Source organism: Polaromonas sp. P3_C2, from assembly GCF_056402675.1.
Genome location: NZ_JBFUGX010001238.1, coordinates 1 through 586, shown reverse-complemented (window position 1 = coordinate 586; position 586 = coordinate 1). Strand labels below are relative to the sequence as shown.

Below are 586 nucleotides of genomic sequence, written 5' to 3'. Positions count from 1 at the left end.
ATGTAGAAGGTGTTGTCCACGTTGGCGACCCAGTCGCGCATGGCTTCGTTGAGCGCGTCTTTCAGCGTCTTGCTGCCGCTTTCGACCGGCACCACGGTGGCGCCCAGGAGGTTCATGCGGTAGACATTAGGGCTTTGGCGCTTGACATCTTCGCTGCCCATGTAGACCACGCATTCCAGGCCGTAGCGGGCGCAGATGGTGGCCGTGGCCACGCCGTGCTGACCGGCGCCGGTTTCAGCAATCACGCGCGGCTTGCCCATGCGGCGCGCCAGCATGGCCTGGCCTATGGTGTTGTTGATCTTGTGCGCGCCGGTGTGGTTCAGGTCTTCGCGCTTGAGGTAAATCTGCGCGCCGCCTTGTTCACGGCTCATGCGTGCGGCGTGGTAAATCGGAGAGGGGCGGCCTACGAAATGCGCCAGCTCGGAATGGAATTCGGCGAGGAACTCCGGGTCGTGCTGGTATTTGGCGTAGGCGTCTTTGAGCTCATTGATGGCGTGCGTCAGGGTTTCTGAAACAAAACTGCCGCCGTAAATTCCGAAATGGCCTGAAACGTCAGGCTGGTGGTACTCGTACATGGTTAAGACTC

The 586-nt window shown here is 60.2% G+C and carries 1 protein-coding gene; it reads right to left on the bottom strand.

Annotated elements, in window-relative coordinates; translation table 11 throughout:
• Nucleotides 1-575: pyridoxal-phosphate dependent enzyme (locus AC1DWI_RS25830; RefSeq protein WP_477726281.1), on the bottom strand; the 575-nt coding region annotated here is incomplete at its 3' end.
• Nucleotides 576-586: the final 11 nt, after the last annotated feature.